Below are 19,375 nucleotides of genomic sequence, written 5' to 3'. Positions count from 1 at the left end.
GATCCTGGGCGTCGGTACCGCTCAGCGGGAGCCGTCGTCCACCCGCGGCGCCCACTGCTCGAGCATCGCGGCGAACGTCGCGCACGCCGCGTCCGACACCCCGTACGGCGCCTCGAGATGGAGGCTCAGCGGGAACCCGAGGCCGCGGACGCCGTCGACGACGCGCCGGTAGTGCTCGACGAGCAGGCGTCGGCGCCGCTGCGGGTCGGCACCCGCGAGCGCGGCGACCGTCTGCTGCTCGCGGCGGGCGTCGTCGTTGCCGTCGTCGTGGATCAGCCAGTCGATCAAGCGGATTCGCTGCTCGATACCCGGCACGAACCCGAACGACAACAGGATCTCCGGACGCAGTGGGGTGCGGTCCGCGACATCCCGGAGGAGACCGACGATCCGATCCGAGTACAACAGCTGGGTCAGCGCGAACGTCGCTCCCCGTTCGCATTTGGCGACGAACCGGTCGAGTTCACCGCGCCGGGTGGGCATGAGGATCACACCGCGGTGGGGGAGCAGGGACCGGTAGCGGGTCAGTGCCTCGACCGGGGTGATCCCGGACGCCGTCGCCCCGTGCGGTTTGCCGACGAACACGACACCGTCCATCCCGGCGTCGCGTAGCCGCCGCACCCGCGCATCGAGGTGCGGGGCGTCGTCGAACACGGTGACCTGCGCGCACAGCCCGGACACGGCACCGGTGAATACGTCGTCCACCACCTCCCAGAAATCGGCGACGTCCATGCGCGGCGTGACCGGGACCGGCCGGCCCGCATCCTCGGCGACGATCCCGGGCAGCATGACGTGCCGCACCTGCCGGTCCAGCCCGTGCCGTCGGCACAACTCGGCCGCCGACCGGGCCTCCGCGACGGCCCGTTCCCGGCCCGCGGACAATTCCGGCGGCACCAGTTCCAGCGCCACCGTGTGCAGGGAGGTCAACGACGTTCGGCCGTCGCCAGCCACGCGGGGGCGAGCAGTCGGCCGTTCGCGTCGAGGCCGAGTTCGGCCGCCAGGGCCGCCACCTCGTCGTGGCCCTCGAAATCGGCGCGTGTCATCGCGGTGGTGTAGGTGGTGCGTTCGAGTCGGCGGATGTGCCAGCCCCCGTCGGCGAGGGTGCCGCGCAGGTTGTCCTCGTCGATCCGGAACGGCCCCGGGAAACCGTCCGGGACCCGGTCCGAGAAGCACAGCAGGTGCAGCCGGCACTGCGAGCGTGCCGCCCGGTGCAGTTCGGCCACGTACGCGGCCCGCTTCCCCTCCGGAAAGCAGTGGTACAGAGCGCTGTCCACGATCGTGGTGAATCGGTCGGCCCAGCCGCCCAGATCGGTGGCGTCGGCCACCTCGAACGTGACCGCGTCTCCGACACGCCGGTCGCGGGCCCGCCCACGGGCGATGTCGATCGCCGCGGGCGCCGCATCCAGGCCCCACACCCGATAGCCGTGGCCGGCCAGAAAGATCGTGTTCTCGCCTGGGCCGCAACCGATGTCGAGGACATCCGACTCGATCTCACCCTCGGATTCGAGGGCGCGCACCACCGGTTGCGCCTCCCCGATGTCCCACGGCACCCGATCGAACCGGAAACCCGGTGGCCCCGACGGTGCATCACCGGTCAGGGCGTCGAAATCACCGCGGTAGAGGGCGTCGAAATCGGTGGGGCGAGGTGCCTCCGTACTCATGGTTGCTCCTTTCCCGATGCGGGTTTCCGTGCCGCCGGCGTGCGGGCACGCACCGTGAGCATCGTGGACAACGGTTGGCTGTGGATGCGTTCGCAGCCGAGTTCCTCGAACAGCGTCGACAACTCGTCGGGAGTGAACATCCGTGCGCCGCCGAAACGTCCGACGGCACTCATGAACGTGCGCCCGATGATCGCGGCCGGAATCTCCTGCCGGCACGGGACCATCACCAGCAGCCATCCGCCCGGCTTCACGACCCGGATCATCTCCCGCAGCGCCGCGGCGGGTTCGGGCACCAGCATGATGACGGCGGTGGCGCAGGCGGCGTCGGCGCAATGATCCTTCAACGGCAGGGACATCGCGTTCCCCCGGATCAGACCCATGTTCGGCCGGGCCTGGCGGGCGGCGAGCGTCAACATCGGTTCCGAGACGTCGACGCCGACGGCGAGACCGTGCGGGGCGACCGTGTCGGCCAACCCGAGCGTCACATTGCCGGGCCCGCAACCCACGTCGACCACCGTCTGCCCCCGGTCCAGGTGCAACTGGGAACCGACCGTCGACATGCCGGGCGCCAGCACGGACGCCAGCGATCGGTGGATCCACTGGTAGAACGCGGCACCGAACGACGACTGCCACGCCGCCTGCGCCCGGCCCGGTGGGGCGACGAATTCTCCGGGCATGGTGTCGAGGTAGCCGTTCGACGACGGCACGCAGGTCGTGCCGGGTAACAGCAGTTTCTCCAGCCTCTCCGGGGAGGCGAGTGTCGAGAGTTGTTCGGACTCGGACGCGCGGTCCACGTGATCATCTCCCTGTTCTTCGGATGTTTGCCGGTCAACCGGACATGCCGGCCCGCCACGTCGGGTACGCCGGTGCCCAGCCGAGGCCGCGGGCCTTGCCGTTCGCAGCGCCGCGCCCGCGTCCGGCATCGAGACCGGTCGGTTGCGGCGCGCCGACCCAGCGGCAGAACGTCGGCACCCAGTCGGCCGGACCGGCCGGTTCGTCGTCGACGACGTTCACGATCCCGGTCGGCCAGTCCAGTGCCGCGACGGTGGGGGCGACGGTGTCCGCGATGTGCAGGAAACTTTCGACGCCGTTGCCGGCGAACACGCCGTCGCGGGCGGCACGCCCGAAATCGCCGTCGGGGGAGTACCAGGTGCCCGGCCCGTACAGCTTCCCGTAGCGCAGGATCACGTGCCGCTCGATCTCGGCGGACGCGCGTTCCATCGCGGCCACCCCCTCGATCGTGCGGGCCGCCGGCCCGGACGGCTCCCGCAGCGCCACCGTCTCGTCGGCGAGGCCGTCCCCGTCGGCGTACAGCCACGCGATCGACTGCGTGACCAGCCGCCCGACACCGAACCGCTGCATCGCGTCGACGAGGTTGCGGGTGCCGACGATGCGCAACTCGGCGTTGTCGTCGAGATCGACGGCGGACAGGTCGGTGAGCTGGTGGACCACCGCGTCCGGGCGGGCCTCGGCCACCGCATGCTCGACCGACGACCGATCGAACGCGTCCATCCGCACGACGGTGGCGCCGGCGTCGCGCAGCTCGGGCCGCCCGTCCGGATTCCGTGACGTGCCGACGACGTCGTGACCGCGGGAGACCAGCTCGCGTGTGAGTGGCAGCCCGACGACGCCACCGGCGCCGGCGACGAGGATCCTCATTCCTGTGAGCCTACGAAACGATCGGTGCCCCTGCCGGTTTCGCAGCCGATTCGAGACCGATCATCCGCCGGCGAGTGCCGACTGCACCCGATCCGCCGCATCCGCCGGATCCTCGTGCTCCCACACCCGCACCACCCGCCAGCCGGCCGCGGTGAGCCGGACGTCGGTGTCGCGGTCGCGAACGACATTGGCCGCCAGCTTGTCCGCCCACCACTGCGCGTTGCGCTTCGGGGCCGTCGCATGCTGCGGGCAGGAATGCCAGAAACAGCCGTCGACGTACACCGCGACCCGTTTGCGGGGGAACACCAGATCGGCGCGCCGCCGCAGACCGGGCAGCGGGGCCCGGTCGACGAAGAACCGGGCGCCACGACGGTGCAGTTCCCGGCGCAACGCGATCTCCGGCGCGGTGTCGCGGCGCCGCTGCTTCCGCATCCGGGCGCTCGTCGCAGGATCGGTCGAGGGGGTCGTCCGAGAGGTGGAGGCCATCGACCTCATCCTCGCAGCAGGATCAGGCCACCGCTGCCGGGTAGCCGCCCATCCGCTCGAGATGGTTCTCGACGTCGTCGAGGAAACCCGGTAGGAACCGCAGGCTGCCGGTGCGGGCCCGCTTGAGGAACCCGGCCGTCGCGCGCGCCGAGAGGAGCTGGGAATGCTCGAGGAACCCGCTCAGGTCCTCGTACGGGTGCTGCACCGGCCAGTGCGACTCGTGCACCCGGAACGCCTGCCGGTTCCGGCCCCACGCGGCGCTCGGCCACGCGTCGCCCGGCCGCAGCGGTGTCTCGTGGTCGGGGCTGTAGGCGATCCGCTCGGTGAGGCGTCCGCCCACCCACTCGGCCATCCGCACACTCACCGCGTTGCCGACCAGACGCCAGCGGTGCCCGTTACGGATCCCCTTCAACTCGGTGGCCGGGGCCGTCCAGTCGGCGTCGAAACCCTGCAGTCGTTCGGCGTCGATCAGACCGGGCGTGACGATCTCCCCGGACGGCAACCGCACCGCCGGCGGCGACGCGATCCCCACCGTCGACCCGCCCTTGAGCGTCGGCACCGCATTGACCGCCCAGCCGAGCCCGCGGACACCCTCGGTCCAGTAGAAGCCGCACGGGAACTGCGCCGGATCACCCTCGCCGGGGGCACCGGCGTCCTGCCCGAACAGCACCTCCCGCGGATCGTCGGTGCGCGACGCCAGCATCAGCACCCGCTGCCGGCGCTGCGGCAACCCGAACGCGCGGGCGTCCACCACCCGGTACGCCCACGTGTAGCCGAGATCCTCGAGCGCGTCCGTGATGTGCCGCATCGCCGCACCCCGACCCAACTGCAGCATGAACGGGACATTCTCGATCAGCAGCCAGCGCGGGCCTTTTTTGCGTTTGACCAGCCGGAACACCTCGTCGACCAGGCCCGATCGGGAACCGGTGATCCCGGCGGTCCGCCCGGCCTGCGACAGGTCCTGACACGGGAAACCCGCCGCCACCAGTTCGGTGCGGGCCGGCAGAGACCGCAACTTCGTGACATCACCGTGCAGTTCGACGCCAGCGAACCGGGTCCGCAGCACCTGCTGCGCACCCGGATCGATCTCGCACAACAGTTCGGTTTCCCAGCCGTGACGGTGGAGTCCCGACTCCACTCCGCCGATACCGGCGAACAGCCCCACCATGTTCCCGGTCGACGTCACAACACCCTTCCTCACGCACAGATACAGGAGCACGTTACTCGAGTCCGCCGAGGGGTCTCGGTCACACCGGTATACGGTGAGCGCCACAACGGGTCGGGAGGGGCGTGTGATGATGGGAACCACGGTCGAACGTTCGACCGGGAACCGGCCACCGCGGCTGCTGCGGGACGCCCGGGCCGGCGCGCTGGTCGAGGCGTTCGTCGTCATCGGAATCCTCACGATCCTCGTCACCCGCGCCTACCTGCACGCCACCGGCTACCCGCAGATCGGCGGGTCCACGCTGCACATCGCGCACGCCCTGTGGGGTGGGCTGGCGATGGTGATCGCCCTGGTGATCGTCTTCTCGTTCCTCGGTGCCCTGCCGCGGGTGGTGGCCGTCGTGGCCGGCGGTATCGGATTCGGGCTGTTCCTCGACGAGGTCGGCAAGTTCGTCACCAAGACGAACGACTACTTCTTCCAGCCGTCCGTCGCGATCATGTACGTCGTCGTGGTGGCGCTGCTGGTCCTCAACCGGTGGATCAACGACGTGCGCCGACGATCGGCGGACGAGGACCTCGCGAACGCCGCCGCCGCGGCCGCTGACGGACTCGTCCGCGGACTCACCCCACAGCGACGGGAGCGGGCGCACCGGCAGTTGCGGCGGGCCGCGACCGCCGGCGCCGACCCCGGTGCGGTCGTGAGCGTCGAGGACCTGCTGTTCCGGTGCGTGCCGCGGCCCGCCGGCCGGTTCGACGGCGCCGGCCGGTGGCTGCGCGCGCGGGTGGCGATCGTGCTCGACGGCGTCCGCGCGGTGTGGGTGGCCGCGGTCGTGCTCGCCCTCTTCTCGACGGCCGGGGTGGTGCACGCGGTCGCCACGCTCGCCGAGGACCTCGAGGGCGGCACCGGCAGCGACATCACCACACTCGGGCAGTTCGGCGGCTCGTGCGCCGCATTCACGCTGTGTGCGGTGGCGATCGCACGCCTGCGTACCGGCAGCATCTGGCCGGTCCGGATGCTGCGCGCCGCCGCGCTGGTGACGATCCTGCTCACCGAGGTGTTCGATGTCGCGGCCGAGGAATTCGGGGCACTCGTCAACGTCGCCGTCGGACTGCTCACCCTGGTCGTGTTCTCCCGCCGGATCGCCGTCCTGGAACGCCGCGACGCGACCGGCGGAATGTCCGAATGACGACGCGTGCGAACGAATCCCGCCCGCCGTCCCCGTCCGGACGCCCTCCGTCGCCTACCGTAGAGACCGTGAGCACCCCGAGCATCGTGTCACCCTGGCCTGCCGTCCTGACGTGGCGCGCGCATTCCGCGCCCCGCATGGAATCGGTACGGGTGCAGTTGAGCGGAAACCGCATCAAGGCGACCGGACGCGTCGTCGGCGGCGCATGCCCCGAACATCCCGCCTTCAGCGCGTCCTACGACCTCGTCACCGACGAGAACGGTGTGACCCGGCGCCTGTCCCTGCACACTGCGCTCGCCGCGGGGGAACGGCACATGTCCATCAGCCGTGACGAGGAGGGCGTGTGGATGGTCGAGACCGGCACCACCCACCTGCGGTCCGGGTTCGCGGGCGCCAAGGACGTCGACGTCGTCCTCAGCCCGTTCTTCAACACCCTGCCCATCCGGCGGTTCGGTCTGCAGCACGAATCCGAGGACGTCCAGGTGCCCGTCGTGTACGTCAACCTGCCCGACCTCGCCGTGCAGGAGGCGTCCCTGACCTACAGCAGCGGCGCCGACGGCATCCACGTCCTGTCCCCGGTGTCGTCGTCGTCCGTCACCGTCGACGCCGACGGCTTCGTCCTCGACTATCCGGGTCTCGCGCAGCGGATCTGACGGGGCGTCAGCTCACTGCGAGCGCGCAGGCCAGCGCGACCGATTCCGCCGGATGCGATCCGTGCCCGCCGGCCGTGGACGGCAGCCCGACCACCTGGACGCCGACCGGGGTGCCGTCGTCGACCCGGACGGGCACCGACAGTGCCGGAACACCGAGCGCGTTGAACGGGCTGCACATGCGCAGCAACGGGACTCGCGCCACCGACGGGTCGGGGGACAGGGCCTGCTGCTGGGTGACGGACCGCAGGGGAGTGGTCGCGGTGACCAGCCCGTCCAGCCGCAGATCGCCGCGCAGCCGGGAAAGGGCTTGCCGGCGAAGACGTTCGACGCTACGGACGGCGTGGATGTAGTCGACCGCCGGCCGGTCCCGCTGCGCCGCCAGCAGCGCCGCCGTCGCAGGCTGATACCGCTCGGGGTGTGCCTCGAACCAGTCGCGATGCGTCTCGTACGCCTCCGACCCGGTGACGACCGGATAGGCGTCCAGCAATGCGCCGGTTTCCGGGAGGTCGACGTCGATCACCTCGGCGCCGGCATCGACGAGCGCCGCGACGGCACGCTCGAGAGCCGCCGCGATCCCGGGATCCTCGGCGTCCCAGTTCGCTCCCCGCAGCCGGCCGATCCGCAGCCCCGCGACGGGGGTGTGCACGTGCGCGACACCGGGCAGTGCCCCCCACGCGAGCGCCACGCCGAGGACGTCGGCGGCCAGCAGGCCCACATGATCGAACGTCGTCGACAGCGGGAACACCCCCGACGTGGGCAGCGCGTCGACACTCGGCTTGAACCCGACGATCCCACACAGTGCTGCGGGGGTTCTTGTGCTGCAACCGGTGTCGGTGCCGATTGCGAGCGGGACGATCCCCTTCGCGACCAGTGCCGCCGACCCCGACGACGAGCCGCCCGGGATCAGACCCGGATCGTGCGGGTGCGCGGCCGGACCGGACACGTTCACGGCCCCCGTCGGGCCGTACGCGAACTCGTGCAGATGCGTCTTGGCGACGACGATCGCCCCGGCCTCCCGCAGCCGCGTGACGATCCGCGCATCGGTGACGGCCGGCGGTGCGTCCGCGAGAACCGCACTGCCGCAGCGGGTCGGCATCCCGGCGACGTCGATGTTGTCCTTGACCGCGACCGCGATCCCGTGCAACGGGCCGATCCAGTCACCCGCCGCCAGCGCCTCGTCCGCGCGGGCCGCGGCCGCGAGGGCGGCGTCGTCGCACCGGGACGCCACCAGGTTCTCCCACGGCGTCCCGGCCAGGCCGTCGAGTGCGTCGAGTGTCGCGCGGACGTGCGCGGTGGCCGTCGTCTCGCGTGTGGCCAGCGCCCGTGCCTGGTCGGCGAGTCCCCGTACTCCCGAACCGCTCACGGCCGCAGCACCCCGCCGCGGCGTCCGGCGTCACGCATTCGTTCGCGCCAGCGCTCGGAACCGGGGTCGATGCCGGTGATGGTCCAGCGTTCCCGGTTCTCGTAACGCAGCCGGGCCGCATACCCGGGTTCGACGAGTCCGGCGAGAGTGCCGTGCCCGGACAACTCGTCGCGTGCCTGCGCGAGGACCTCGAGGGTCTCGTCGAGAGCGGTCAGCAGTGCGTCCCGGTTGCCCTCGCACATCGCCCGCACCAGCGGCGGTGCGCTGCCGGCGACGCGGGTGCCGTCCCGGAACGATCCGGCCGCCAAACCCAGCGCCAGGTCGCCGCCCGCCGCCCCGGACGACGCCAGCGCCTCGGCGAGCACGTGCGGAAGATGCGAGATACGGGCCACCGCGGCGTCGTGTTCGCTCGACTCGGCGGGCACGACCACCGCCCCGCAGTCCAGTGCCAGCCGTGTCACCTTCCCGAAGATGTGCGGGTCGACGCCGTCGTCTGCGCTCACCACCCACACTGCGTCCCGGAACAGGTCGGCGTCCCCGGCCTCCCACCCGGACTGTGACGTCCCCGCCATCGGATGCCCGCCGACGAACCGGCCCTGCAGACCGTGCCGGGCGACGGCCGCCGCCACCTCGGCCTTGACGCTGACGACATCGGTGACCGGGCAACCGGGGGCGTGTTCGGCGATCGCCGCGAGCGTGGCGTCGACCGCCGGCATCGGCACCGCCACCACGATCAGCGCCGACGATGCGGCGGCGCGGCGCAGCACCGCGACCAGGTCGGTGTCGGCGTCGAAACCGTCGAGGCGGGCGGCGTCCACCGAGCCGGTGGACCGGTTCCAGCCCCACCCGGTGCGACCCGCGGCGACAGCCGCACGGAGGACGGATCCGCCGATCAGGCCCAAGCCGAGAACACAGACGTCAGATGCGGGAACCGAGAGAGCCACCCGAACAGGTTGGCACATTCACCGCTGGACTTCTTATGGAGGCGCCGAGCGGGCTACCGTTGCCCGCATGGGTGCACAGCGCGCGAACGACAACAGCGCCTCCAGGGGATCGGTCGACGACCTCGACGCGGAGTCGGTCGAGGACATGGACGGTTTCGGTATGGCCGTCGTCCGTGAGGAGGGCCGCTGGACGTGCACGCCACTGACCGGCGGGGCACGCACCAGCCTGCGGATCGCGGAGAAGGAACTGCTCGAGCTGCGCAGCTCCGGTGCCGTGTTCGGCCTCCTCGACGTCGACGAGGAATTCTTCGTCATCGTCCGGCCCGCACCGACCGGGACACGCCTGCTCATCTCCGACGCGACCGCCGCCATCGACTACGACATCGCCGCCGACGTCCTCGACACACTGAACGTCCCGATCCCCGACATCGACCCCGACGACCTCGACGACGTCGAACCGTGGGAAGAGGGAGATCTGGCGGTGCTGTCCGACCTGGGTCTGCCCGACGCCGTCCTCGGCGTGATCCTCGCCGAAACCGACCTGTACCCGGACGAGCAGTTGACGATGATCGCGCAGCGCTGCGGCTTCGACGCCGAACTGTCGGCGGCACTCGACAAACTGCCCCGGTGACCCTGCACGACGACGAACACCTGATCCGCGTCGCACTCGACGCTGCTGCGGCGGCATCTGCTGGTGACGTGCCCGTCGGCGCGGTGGTGTTCGACGCGAACGGAGTGGAACTGGCGCGGGCCGCGAACGCCCGCGAAGCCACCGGAGACCCCACCGCGCACGCCGAGGTCCTCGCCCTGCGCGCCGCAGCCCGGATCCACGGCGACGGCTGGCGACTCGAAGGCGCCACCCTCGCCGTCACCCTCGAACCGTGCACGATGTGCGCCGGCGCCCTCGTCCTCGCCCGCGTGAAACGCGTCGTGTTCGGGGCATGGGAACCCAAGACCGGGGCCGTCGGCTCCCTGTGGGACGTCGTCCGCGACCGCCGCCTCACCCACCGCCCCGAAGTGCGCGGCGGCGTCCTCGAACCCGAGTGCGCCGGCATCCTCGAAAACTTTTTCCGCACCCAGCGCTGACACCCCGACCAGCAGCGACACCGATCTCGTACGGGGCGCCTCGAAGGTGACCCCGTGCGCTCGGCGACAGATCGTGCTGTCGTGGAGACAGGTGCTCGACCGAGCGCCCTTCGCAGACGGATCCACGGAGGTCACTCGTGGGAATCGCGGACAAAGCCCAGAACAAGGCGAAAGACCTCGGCGGCAAAGCCAAAGAGGCCGTCGGCAACGCCACCGACGACGACGACCTGAAGAACGAAGGCAAAGGCGACCAGATCGAATCCGCCGTCAAGGACGCCGGCGAAAAGATCAAGGACGCCACCACCACCATCAAGGACAAACTCACCGGAAAATAGCGCTGACCTGCCGATTTCAGGCTGAGCGCCGACTCCGGTACAGTTCTCGGCGGTGGCGTGTCCGAGCGGCCGAAGGTGCAGCACTCGAAATGCTGTGTACGGTAACCCCGTACCGAGGGTTCAAATCCCTCCGCCACCGCCATAAAGCCCCTCACCTGTTCGCAGGTGAGGGGCTTTTTCGTGCCGTCAGTCAGCTCGATTCGGCTCCGTCTGCCCACTTATTGCCCACACTGGCCGATGAATACCGCGCATGAAGAGTGACGCCCACCGCGTCGAGATCGCTGTCGAACAGGTCCGCGTAGGTGTCCAACGTGATCTTCGCCGACGTGTGCCCGAGCATCCGGGCGAGCGCCAACACGTTGACGCCGGCGCTGATCGCCAACGACGCCGCCGTGTGCCGAAGATCGTGAGGGGTGACCCGCTGCACCTTCGCCCGCTTCACCGCGCCCGAGAACCAACCACCATCCGACTTCGGTCTCGGTAGGTACCGCCCGTCCGGGCCGGAGAACACCAGATCGTCGGGGGTCTTCCCGCGGCACAGGATCGACAGCTCGTCGAGGACGAACTGAGGGGCCGGCACCGACCGGGCCCGCTTGCTCTTCGTCTGCCCGACCGCGTGATCGACGCCGAGCTGCACCGCGTTGTCGTGGACTGTGAGCCGACGGCGCAGGAACTCCACATCCTTCACTCGCAGCGCGACCGCTTCACCCCACCGGATACCGGTGTAGGCGAGGGTGAGGACAAGCGGCCGATGGACCCCGGCCTCATCCGCGAGCCGCCCCACGTCCTCGGCTGACAGGTAGACGTGCCGCTTCCCGGTCTTCCTCGGCAGATTCTCGACACCCCGCGTCGGATTGCTCGCCAACCTCCGAGACTTCACCGCGTCGTCGAGGATGGACGCGAGTACCCCGTACGCCCGGATCACCGTGGTTGCGCCGGCGCTCTTCTTCGTGACCGTGCCGGCCGCGTCGGTCTCTTCTCGCTGCATCCGGGCTATCCACTGCTCGACCTGCATCGGCTCGATGTCCGCGATACGGCAGTCACCCCACCGCGGCTGTACGTGGACCCTCCATGCCGAGTCGAGGGTGCGGTAGTTCGACGGCGCTACGTCGGATTCCTTGCGCTGTAGCCAGTCCGGTGCAAGCTCGCTGACGGTGACCCGGCCGAGTGCCGGCGCGACATACGACCCGGTCAGCTTCTCGACCTCGACCGTGGCCGCGAACGCATCCGCGTCCCGCTTCGTACGAAACCCGCGCTTGTCGGTCTGCCGCCGATCAGGTGTCCGGTACCGGACCCGGTACCGCTTGCCGGCCTTCGTGTCGTACGACTCAATCGTTGCCACGGGCTGCTACTTCGCTCGCTCTTCTTGGGTGAGGTACCCGGCCTCGACGGCCTTCGCGAGCCACCGTCGCACAGTTGCAGGGGACAGACTGAGGGCTTCTGCGAGCGCCGCGGTTGGCCGGCCTTCCTGTAGTCGCACCCACCGGTACACGCGGGCAAGTTCGGGGAGGTCACTGTCAGTGAGCCCGTCGCGCTCTACGCGCTCCCAGAACGCTGGGTGTCCCGGTATCGACGTGTAGCCGTCAGCGACCTCGAGCGCGTTGCTCGCTACGAACCTCACGATCGGTTCCATTTGGATCTTGCCGAGTTCACCACGCTGCACAGGCGGACCACCGGGGGCCTGCTCGACAACGAGTTTGGTGACTACCAACCTGCCTGTGCCGTCCGGCTTGACCGTTGCAGTCATGTCGTAGGTGAGGGTTTCCGATTCGCTGGCCTTCACGGATACGTCGACTTCTTCGTATCCCTTCAAGCCGGGAGCAACGGTGTATCGAGGCATAGGGCCGCCGACCTTCCTGGTGATCTCCATGTTTGCAGGGTGCCACGTGGATGAGCGGGGTTTCCATCACCCATCCGTAAGCGCCTGTTGCAACTCGCGCTCAATCACTGTAGAACTGATTGCGCGGGTGATCAAACACCCAGTCAAGGCGGTTCTTTCTCAACTGAACACAGTGCATCGGCGCAGATACGGGAGCACCTAGCTAGTGCTGCCACACCACGGAGAGGCCCGACAGCAGTCGGGAGGCACACACCTTCGTGAGGGAACGGAACCGATGCGTGACCACACTCGAACGAAATGGAGGCTGATATGCCTGAATCTCCTCTCGCGACACCCGATGAGGTGGCCGCGTTTCTCCGCACCACGACCGCGAAGCTGGCGAATGACCGATACCGCGGGATCGGACCGAAGTTCGTCAAGCACGGCCGGCGCGTGATCTACCGGTGGGACGACGTCCAAGCGTGGGTGGACGCGCACACCATGCAGCGCACCGACGACCGCCCCGGCGCGGCATGAACGACAAGGCCACCAACAAGAACGCCCCCGACGCCGTGCAGGGCATCGAGGGCAACGAGACCAACACCAACATCCACGAAGGAGAAGATCCGATGCCCACCATACCGAACCCCGGCCACGGCCACACCCCGACCAGCGCCGAAGTCCTCGCCGACCTCAAAGCCGGTGCTGGCAAGGTCACCATCATCAGCGAACACGAAGTCGGTGAGCGTATCCCGTACGGAGACGCGGACCTGCTCAAGCCGATCCTGGTCGCACTCGAACGGTTCGACGGCCGCGACAGCGACGGAAACCCGGAAACACCCCTGTGGACGGTGGGTTTCGTCAAGACCGTGCAGCACGACACCGACCTGCCCGTCGAACACGTCCCGCAGCTGATCGCCGTCCTGGCCGAGCTGTACGAGACGTACCAGTCGATGACGCGCACCGTCCGCCGTGACGAGACCTCGATCCGGGACGCCGCCGACTACCGCGAGGACCTGTCGTGAGCGAACTCGAAATCATCCTCGCCGCGCTGCTCGTGATGCAGAGCCTCATGTGGCTCATCTCCGACGTAGCCGAGTCCGACCTCGACTGAATCATCCCCCGCGGGCCGGGCGAGCCTACTCTCTCGCCCGGCCCCGACCCGGAAGGCGGCACACAGTGCCTGACAACAACATCCGGCCCATCGGCCCGGAACCGTCCCTCGAACACCTCACCATCGGCTCCCTGATCTGGTCCAGCGCCGACGACGCCCGCAAGGCTGCGGCACTCGTCGAGGCCGACGACATCGAAACACCTGCCGCCCGAACAATCCTCGACGTCGTCCTGGAGCTGCTGCACGCCGGACGCCCCCACGACGGAACCGCGGTGAACGACGAACTCGGACGGCGTGGACTGCTCACCGACATGGTGAAGCGGTTCCTGCTCGACGCCGTCACCTGTGGTGCGGCCGCGAACGATCTTGCCCCGCACACGTACACCACCGCGCTTGTTGCGCAGGCGTACCGGGCCCGCTACGAACAACTCGGTAAGGCGCTCGTCGAGGCCGCTGACACGTTCGCAGAGTGCGATCTGTTGCCGCTGCTCCGGCAGGCCGGCACCGACGTGGTCAAGCATGAACGCCGTCTCGCCGAGCTGCGAGGTGAGGCCGCATGAATGCCACTGTCACCGAACTGCACACCGTCGAAACGTTCTGGACGGCCCGCCCGATCCTCACCCACATTCACGACTACGCCCGAGCACGCCGCGCCGCGCCGTGGGGGACGTTCGGTGCGATCCTGCCCCGCGCCCTGGCCTGCGTGGGACCGAACGTGCAGCTGCCGCCGACCATCGGTTCCCCGGCGTCGCTGAATGTGGCTGTCGCGCTCGTCGGCCCGTCCGGTGGAGGCAAGGGCGCTTGTGAAGGCGCGTCGCGTGACGCCGTGATCTTCGTCGACCACAACGGGCAACCGATCCACACGCCCGAGCTGCCCCTCGGATCAGGTGAAGGTGTCGCCCGATCCATCCGCCCCGCCGGCACCGACGACGACGAGCCGAACCCGAACCCGCGAATCCTGTTCACCGCCCCCGAGATCGACACGCTCGCCGCGCTCGGTGCCCGCCAGGGCGCAACGATCATGGGGGAGCTGCGGAAGGTGTATTCGGGAGAGCCGATCGGCTTCGCGAACGCATCGAAGGCCACCCGATCCATCGTCGCCGCCCACAGCTACCGTGCCCCGCTCATCATCGGCGTTCAGCCGCTCAAGGCCGCGCCACTGCTCAACGATGCTGACGGCGGTATGACGCAACGGATTCTGTGGACGCGGGTCAGTGACCTCACCGCCCCCGACAGTCCGCCGGCCGTCCCGGATCAGGTGAAGGTCAAGCTGCCGAGGTTCGGGGCCGACACGGTGTATCTCGAGGTGCCCGACACGGCACGGACGGCGATGGACGCGCACCGGCTCGCGATGCTCCGTGAGGGTGACGTCGACCCCCTCGACGGGCACCGGATGCTGACCCGGCTCAAGGTTGCCGCCGGCCTGATGATCCTCGACGGCCGCAGCATCGTCAGCGATGAGGACTGGAGTCTCGCCGGCGTCGTGATCCGGGAATCGGACCGCACCCGAGCCGGGATCGAACGTGCCCTCACCGAACGCGCACGGGAAACGAACCGGGCCCGCGCCGAAGCGAAGGCCGACGAGGCCGACATCATCGCGGACCGGGCCGACCAACGCCTCCACGACCGCGCCCGAGCCGCTGTCGTTCGGCGGCTGGAACGAGGGGGACCGGCGTCCCGGAAGCTGGTTCGAGACTCGATGCGCTCCGAGCTGAAACGCCACCTCGACGCGGCTCTCACCGAACTGATCGTCGAGGGAATCGTCGCCGAGCAGCCCGGGCGGTACGCGCTCGCATAAGGGGGACGGGGGGACGGTCTGTCCCCCCACCCGAAACATGCCACTACCTGCGACAACGCAGGGGGGACGCTTCGTCCCCCCGTCCCCCCTGCGTTGCCCGTCCCTCACCACCACCAGCCGATTAGGGAACACCCGATGACCAAGCGTTACGACGGCCCGATCGACCTGCTCGCCGCGATCCTCCGGGACCGGCAGAACCTCCCGGCCGCGCTCTGTATCGGCCGGCACCAACTGTTCGACCAAGCACTCCACCCCGACCCCGGCACCCCGCCACTCATCCGACACCAAGCCCGACAGGTAGCCGAAACCCTGTGCAGCATCTGCGCCGAACGACAGCACTGCCACACCAACCTCACACCCGCCAGGCGGACCGCATGACCCTAGGGGGCCTGGCGATCGCTGGCACCCACCAACGTCCCCTGACTCCGTGGCCGGCGATTCAGGTCATTTCCCTCCGCAGTCCAGAGCTACGTGCAGCGGCCCCTCACGTCGCCGTGGACGGCCCGCCGAGCCGCTGCCAACACTCCGGCTGCCCGTACCTGATCCACGGCCGCTACTGCCCGATCCACCGACAGGAGACCACCCGATGACACACCACCACCCGCGCCGAGCCTGCCGCACCGACGGCTGCGTCAGGCGTACCCGGTCCGCATCCGGTCGCTGCGATGACCACCGCCGGCCGATCCCCATCGCGCTCGACACACAGGGCCGAGTGAACATCGGCAGTCACATCTCACTGCCGGTGCCGGCCGCACTCGAACTTGCCGATCGGATCGTCGACACCATCGAGGCCGGTCGATGACCCCCCCGAAATTATTGAGGGGAGGGGGTCCGAGACTCCTTCGGCCGCCAGTCTCTCTTTTTTTACGGCGCCCGGAAACTCACGGACGAAACCTGCCACACGCTGCACCGATGCCCGGTTCTGAAAGGACCAAAGACCATGTCTGACACATTCGCTTCCACTGCCGCCGACTGTCACCGCGCCGCCGCCCTGGTCCGCGCTCGACTGATCGGGGATACGGCCACGTTCGACCATCATGTGACTGTCGCTGCCGGCTTGGAGCGTCTGCCGCAGTTGGCCGGCCCTCTCGTCGAGATCGGCGTCAACTTCATGTCGGCGATGATCGGTAAGGGTGCGGTCGACGCTGGATCGGTCCTCGAATGGCTCGATCGGATCGAGTCGGCGCTTATCTCCGAGGAACTGGCCGGGGGTGTCGACTGTGACTGATCTTGTCCAGATCCGCGGCACCGTGATCGACGACGACACGGCCTCATTCTTGGCGGCATCACTGCGTCTGCTGATCCGGGTACTCGATGAGCAGCGCCGACGACCGGTGCCTCGCGTGTTCACTCTTGAACGTCAACTTGCTTGTTCCGCAAAGCATTCCGTCGACGTGACAGGGCAAGATCCGGTGTTCTCGGCTGGTGCAGTATCGACAACGAACCTGCTCGACACCGAAACCGCGGCGAAAATCTTGGACTGCACAGCCGAGAACATTCGCGCACTGTGCCGGAGACGGAGACTGCCCGCCCAACGTGCCGGCGGCCGCTGGCTCATCCCCGCTGACGCAGTACACGAACGCGCCGCCCAACGAAAGGACATTCGATGCCCAATTTGAGTATCGACGTCTACGGTCCCGGCCTGGACATCACAGGACGTGCGGCCGCCGCGATCACCGCGAAGCGTTTCCTGCGGATCACAGGTAACACATCCGAGGGGAACGTGACGGTCGGTCACGCCCCGACCGGTGGCCGCGTCTGCGGAGTCGCCAAGTACGACACCGCATCCGGTGACCTCGTCGGTATCGCTCGAGGCGCCTCACGGGTCGTCCGGGTCACCGCCGCCGGCACTGTGGCCGCGTTCGCTGAGGTGCAGGTCGGTGCAGACGGCAAGGCGGCACCACTGACGGACGGCATCCCCGTCGGATACGCCATCACTGCCGCAGCACCCGGTACCGACGCCCTCATCAGCCTGAACTCCTGAAAGCGAGTACGCACATGGGAATCCTGACCCCCGAACTCCAGAAAGACACCCTTCTCGTCAAGACGGTGATGTCGAGTCCGTCGTGGATTCGCACGAAGGCCGAGGAACTGACGGAGAAGGAGGAGCTGTTGTCGGCGTTCTTCCGGCCCTACGGTGGCCCTGTGATCGGTGGCGGCATCGTTCACCCGGTCGGCCGGCCCGGCGACCAGTACACGGCCGATGATGTCGTCGAACGTGCCCCCGGCGACGAGTACCGCGTCGTTCGAGCGGTAGATCCCGAGTACCGTGTCGCCGCCGTGCGTGACTACGGCGCCAAGTTCGAGGTCACCGACGAGGAGATCGCCCGCAACGACACCTCCACCCTGAACCTGAACGTCCGCCAGCTGACGAACACCCTTGTCCGGAAGCTGAATCTGTCCGCGCTGGCTGCTGTCGAGCAGGCCCTCGACCAGCTTCCCGGTAAGGGCACGATCGCGTCGTCGGCGAAGTGGTCCGATCTGATCACGGTCGGCCCCCTCGATCAGATCACCCCGAACGCGCAGCGGCCCCTTGCCGACATGGTTCGGGCGCAGCTCGCCGCCGACGAGGAACAGCTCGGTATCAAGCACGATCTGCTTCTCGTTGCCCCACAGCAGGAAGCGGATTTGCGGATCGGATACGGCGACACCCTCGCCGCGGTCCTGGCATCGACCGGACTGGAACTGAAGTCCAGTCCCTACGTCGCCACCGGCACCGCGTACGTCCTGAAGAAGGGCGGCGCCGGATACGTCGGCTACGAAACCCCGCTGGCTGTCGAGTACATCGACAAGCGGGAGAACCGCTGCAAGGTCGTTCAGGCTTACGCGGTGCCGTCGTACGCGGTCGATCAGCCTCGCGCCGTGAAGAAGATCGTGGGACTCGAGTAGCCGTGACGAACGACCGTGAGCGTCGCGCACGCCAGGACCGTGTTAACCGTGTCGACGCCGCCGTGAAGGCACGACGTATCCCACCCGAACGCCGCGCGCACTGGCTTGCACAGCTACGCGCCGACCCCGCCGCCGGGGAACTCCTCGACGCCTTGACCCCGGTCCCTGAACCTGGCGTCGGCGCGGCACGCTGGCCGGACTAGCCGGCCCCTCGGACTTCGGCGTCAAACTCACCCGCCCACGGTTTCCACTCCGGGGGAACGGGAATGCATGGCCGGATAGGGTGCCGGACTCGACCCGACAAGGGCGATTCTCCTTCACATCCCGAGACCCGACCAGCGCCGAACACCACGCCCGCCCACAGGACTGGCACCAACCCGAACAAAGGATCACGACATGGCATTCATCAAGACGTACGGCTAGGAGAAGTCCGGCACCGGCCGTAACTCCCGCGCCGTCGCCGGCATGAAGATTCCGGTCATCAAGATCACGCCGGCATCCGCAGTGCGGGGAGCTGCACCCGGAGCACGCCGCACCGGCTGGGGCTGCTGACCCGACACGTACGTCACCCCGGCCTCCACCACGGAGGCCGGGGTGTTCTGCTTTTCGGTGACGGCACCGGAAACCTGTTCGGGCTTCAACCCCAGTCAGGCCCGCTCGAGGTGGGGTGATTCTGAGTCACCTCATCGGCTGCGGGAGTTCGGCACCAGCCGGATTCGGTTGCCGCGTGAGGAGCGTCAGGGGGTGGTTGCGTCGCTGCGGGACTCGGGTCTGTCGATCCGGGCAATCGCATCCGCGACGGGCAACAGCATCAACACGGTGCAGGGCGATCTTCGTGAGGTGTCTCAAACTGATACACCTGCCGAGCCTCGTCCGGTCACCGGCACGGATGGGAAGACCTACACGCCGAAGCAGCGTGTCGAGATCGCACCCAGGCACATCGACCGTCGTGGTTGCGTGGCTGTGCGTCGATTCTGTGAGCGATTCTGACGGCCGATCGTGAGGGGTGTGAGTCCGGCGCACCCCCCTTGGTTGCCGGGGTGCGTGGGACGGAGGGCACGTTCATCGTGAACGTCCGCGTCCTCCTGGCCCTCGCCCGGAACTTGTCAAGGTGAATGAGTCCAACGGGTGTTACGCGGCGGCCTGATCCGGGCGGGAGACGACCGCGTCGCCGTGTGCGGGCGGCTTGTTGATCCAGGCGTCCGCCGGGAGGTCCAGGA

General features: G+C 68.7%; 25 protein-coding genes and 1 tRNA gene. 16 read left to right on the top strand and 10 right to left on the bottom strand.

Features of this window, described 5'->3' with window-relative positions; genetic code table 11:
* Window positions 1-21: 21 nt before the first annotated feature.
* The 6 genes from E0497_RS15780 to E0497_RS15755 are packed head-to-tail and all read right to left on the bottom strand — an operon-like array spanning window position 22 to window position 4,989.
* Window positions 22-924 (bottom strand): mycobacterial-type methylenetetrahydrofolate reductase, encoded by a 903-nt coding sequence (locus E0497_RS15780; protein ID WP_137725746.1) that lies wholly within the window; start codon window positions 922-924, stop codon window positions 22-24.
* A complete protein-coding gene (locus E0497_RS15775) occupies window positions 921-1,658 on the bottom strand; it encodes an SAM-dependent methyltransferase (protein WP_137725745.1) in 738 nt (245 codons plus the stop codon). Before E0497_RS15775 ends, E0497_RS15780 begins: the two co-directional genes overlap by 4 nt.
* Window positions 1,655-2,452, bottom strand: a complete 798-nt coding sequence (locus E0497_RS15770) for a class I SAM-dependent methyltransferase (protein ID WP_161987430.1) — start codon at window positions 2,450-2,452, stop codon at window positions 1,655-1,657. Before E0497_RS15770 ends, E0497_RS15775 begins: the two co-directional genes overlap by 4 nt.
* A gap of 34 nt (window positions 2,453-2,486) precedes the next feature.
* Window positions 2,487-3,317, bottom strand: coding sequence for an NAD-dependent epimerase/dehydratase family protein (locus tag E0497_RS15765; RefSeq protein WP_137725743.1), 831 nt, complete (start codon window positions 3,315-3,317; stop codon window positions 2,487-2,489).
* 60 nt (window positions 3,318-3,377) lie between these two features.
* On the bottom strand, window positions 3,378-3,803 hold the full coding sequence (locus tag E0497_RS15760; RefSeq protein WP_137725742.1) for a very short patch repair endonuclease: 426 nt from the start codon (window positions 3,801-3,803) through the stop codon (window positions 3,378-3,380).
* Window positions 3,804-3,825: 22 nt separating this feature from the next.
* Window positions 3,826-4,989 (bottom strand): DNA cytosine methyltransferase, encoded by a 1,164-nt coding sequence (locus E0497_RS15755; protein ID WP_170312986.1) that lies wholly within the window; start codon window positions 4,987-4,989, stop codon window positions 3,826-3,828.
* Between the two features lie 112 nt (window positions 4,990-5,101).
* On the opposite strand from E0497_RS15755, the gene E0497_RS15750 reads away from it, so the two are divergent.
* Window positions 5,102-6,154, top strand: coding sequence for a hypothetical protein (locus E0497_RS15750; RefSeq protein ID WP_137725784.1), 1,053 nt, complete (start codon window positions 5,102-5,104; stop codon window positions 6,152-6,154).
* Between the two features lie 68 nt (window positions 6,155-6,222).
* A complete protein-coding gene (locus tag E0497_RS15745; protein WP_137725741.1) occupies window positions 6,223-6,807 on the top strand; it encodes a putative glycolipid-binding domain-containing protein in 585 nt (194 codons plus the stop codon).
* 7 nt (window positions 6,808-6,814) lie between these two features.
* On the opposite strand, the gene E0497_RS15740 is transcribed toward E0497_RS15745, so the two are convergent.
* Window positions 6,815-8,170, bottom strand: a complete 1,356-nt coding sequence (locus E0497_RS15740) for an amidase (RefSeq protein ID WP_137725740.1) — start codon at window positions 8,168-8,170, stop codon at window positions 6,815-6,817.
* Window positions 8,167-9,132: a prephenate dehydrogenase gene (locus E0497_RS15735; protein WP_137725739.1), complete on the bottom strand. Its 966-nt coding sequence runs from the start codon at window positions 9,130-9,132 to the stop codon at window positions 8,167-8,169. The genes E0497_RS15740 and E0497_RS15735 overlap by 4 nt, the downstream gene beginning before the upstream one ends.
* A 49-nt stretch (window positions 9,133-9,181) precedes the next feature.
* Here E0497_RS15735 and E0497_RS15730 point away from each other — a divergent pair, with 49 nt between their 5' ends.
* The 4 genes from E0497_RS15730 (at window position 9,182) to E0497_RS15715 (ending at window position 10,677) form a co-directional block, all read left to right on the top strand.
* Complete coding sequence (locus E0497_RS15730) at window positions 9,182-9,745, top strand: tRNA adenosine deaminase-associated protein (RefSeq protein WP_137725738.1); 564 nt, start codon at window positions 9,182-9,184, stop codon at window positions 9,743-9,745.
* Window positions 9,742-10,200, top strand: coding sequence for a nucleoside deaminase (locus E0497_RS15725; protein WP_137725737.1), 459 nt, complete (start codon window positions 9,742-9,744; stop codon window positions 10,198-10,200). Before E0497_RS15730 ends, E0497_RS15725 begins: the two co-directional genes overlap by 4 nt.
* Before the next feature lie 137 nt (window positions 10,201-10,337).
* Entirely contained in the window at window positions 10,338-10,535 is a 198-nt protein-coding gene (locus E0497_RS15720; RefSeq protein WP_137725736.1) for a CsbD family protein, read from the top strand.
* A gap of 51 nt (window positions 10,536-10,586) precedes the next feature.
* Window positions 10,587-10,677: transfer RNA gene (locus E0497_RS15715), tRNA-Ser, on the top strand.
* Between the two features lie 48 nt (window positions 10,678-10,725).
* Here E0497_RS15715 and E0497_RS15710 read toward each other — a convergent pair.
* The gene (locus tag E0497_RS15710; protein ID WP_137725735.1) at window positions 10,726-11,877 is read right to left on the bottom strand and encodes a tyrosine-type recombinase/integrase; all 1,152 of its coding nucleotides are present in this window, start codon (window positions 11,875-11,877) and stop codon (window positions 10,726-10,728) included.
* A 6-nt stretch (window positions 11,878-11,883) separates the two neighbouring features.
* A complete protein-coding gene (locus E0497_RS15705; protein ID WP_137725734.1) occupies window positions 11,884-12,405 on the bottom strand; it encodes a helix-turn-helix domain-containing protein in 522 nt (173 codons plus the stop codon).
* Window positions 12,406-12,684: 279 nt separating this feature from the next.
* Here E0497_RS15705 and E0497_RS15700 point away from each other — a divergent pair, with 279 nt between their 5' ends.
* From E0497_RS15700 to E0497_RS15660, 10 genes are all read left to right on the top strand, one after another.
* Window positions 12,685-12,891 (top strand): helix-turn-helix transcriptional regulator, encoded by a 207-nt coding sequence (locus tag E0497_RS15700; RefSeq protein ID WP_137725733.1) that lies wholly within the window; start codon window positions 12,685-12,687, stop codon window positions 12,889-12,891.
* A complete protein-coding gene (locus E0497_RS15695) occupies window positions 12,888-13,379 on the top strand; it encodes a hypothetical protein (RefSeq protein WP_137725732.1) in 492 nt (163 codons plus the stop codon). Before E0497_RS15700 ends, E0497_RS15695 begins: the two co-directional genes overlap by 4 nt.
* Window positions 13,380-13,533: 154 nt before the next feature.
* Complete coding sequence (locus tag E0497_RS15690) at window positions 13,534-14,028, top strand: DnaB-like helicase N-terminal domain-containing protein (protein ID WP_137725731.1); 495 nt, start codon at window positions 13,534-13,536, stop codon at window positions 14,026-14,028.
* Complete coding sequence (locus E0497_RS15685) at window positions 14,025-15,266, top strand: hypothetical protein (protein ID WP_137725730.1); 1,242 nt, start codon at window positions 14,025-14,027, stop codon at window positions 15,264-15,266. The genes E0497_RS15690 and E0497_RS15685 overlap by 4 nt, the downstream gene beginning before the upstream one ends.
* Window positions 15,267-15,401: 135 nt before the next feature.
* Window positions 15,402-15,644 (top strand): hypothetical protein, encoded by a 243-nt coding sequence (locus E0497_RS15680; protein ID WP_137725729.1) that lies wholly within the window; start codon window positions 15,402-15,404, stop codon window positions 15,642-15,644.
* Window positions 15,645-16,206: 562 nt separating this feature from the next.
* Window positions 16,207-16,494 (top strand): hypothetical protein, encoded by a 288-nt coding sequence (locus tag E0497_RS20455; RefSeq protein WP_161987429.1) that lies wholly within the window; start codon window positions 16,207-16,209, stop codon window positions 16,492-16,494.
* Entirely contained in the window at window positions 16,487-16,885 is a 399-nt protein-coding gene (locus E0497_RS15675; protein WP_161987428.1) for a helix-turn-helix domain-containing protein, read from the top strand. The genes E0497_RS20455 and E0497_RS15675 overlap by 8 nt, the downstream gene beginning before the upstream one ends.
* A complete protein-coding gene (locus E0497_RS15670; protein WP_137725727.1) occupies window positions 16,873-17,250 on the top strand; it encodes a DUF2190 family protein in 378 nt (125 codons plus the stop codon). The genes E0497_RS15675 and E0497_RS15670 overlap by 13 nt, the downstream gene beginning before the upstream one ends.
* Window positions 17,251-17,264: 14 nt before the next feature.
* On the top strand, window positions 17,265-18,155 hold the full coding sequence (locus tag E0497_RS15665) for a major capsid protein (protein WP_137725726.1): 891 nt from the start codon (window positions 17,265-17,267) through the stop codon (window positions 18,153-18,155).
* 744 nt (window positions 18,156-18,899) lie between these two features.
* Window positions 18,900-19,145: a hypothetical protein gene (locus E0497_RS15660; protein WP_137725725.1), complete on the top strand. Its 246-nt coding sequence runs from the start codon at window positions 18,900-18,902 to the stop codon at window positions 19,143-19,145.
* The last annotated feature ends 230 nt before the right edge of the window (window positions 19,146-19,375 follow it).

Origin of the sequence: Prescottella subtropica, from assembly GCF_005434945.1 — a bacterium.
Taxonomy (GTDB): Bacteria; Actinomycetota; Actinomycetes; order Mycobacteriales; family Mycobacteriaceae; genus Prescottella; species Prescottella subtropica.
This window is presented reverse-complemented; position numbering and strand designations above follow the sequence as displayed.